The organism is Oleiphilus sp. HI0067 (genome assembly GCF_001635735.1).
The window spans coordinates 1-464 of the sequence record NZ_LWFI01000829.1; the positions used below are offsets into that span (position 1 = coordinate 1).

1 protein-coding gene and 1 pseudogene are annotated in these 464 nt (G+C 45.5%); both read left to right on the forward strand.

Annotated elements, in window-relative coordinates; translation table 11 throughout:
- A pseudogene (locus A3739_RS08820) lies at window positions 1-326 on the forward strand (aspartate carbamoyltransferase); the annotation flags it as partial.
- 31 nt (window positions 327-357) lie between these two features.
- Window positions 358-464 (forward strand): aspartate carbamoyltransferase regulatory subunit (locus A3739_RS31375; protein ID WP_369821103.1); only part of this gene is annotated, 107 nt, incomplete at its 3' end.

The window sequence follows — 464 nt, forward strand, 5'->3', positions numbered from 1 at the left end:
AGTTGAACAAGGCGGGTATCAAGTACTCCGCGCATAGCTCAATGGAAAATGTGATTTCAGAGCTCGACATCCTATATATGACGCGCGTACAGAAAGAACGTTTTGATCCCTCTGAATATGTGCATATGAAGGCTGCCTACATTCTAACGGCAGCAATGCTCGAGCCTGCAAAGGATAATCTTAAGGTATTGCACCCTCTACCTCGCGTTGACGAGATTACGGTTGACGTAGATAAAACGAAGCATGCGTATTATTTCGAGCAAGCCGAAAATGGCGTCTATGCGCGCGAGGCACTACTCGCCTTACTATTAAACGAAGACTACTAAGGGGGGCATGACTATGGACAAGCAAACAAAAATGCAGGTCGAGGCGATCAAAAATGGCACAGTCATCGACCATATCCCAGCGAACGTTGGATTGAAGATACTACGTTTGTTCGATATCGAACAAGGTACAGAAAAAGT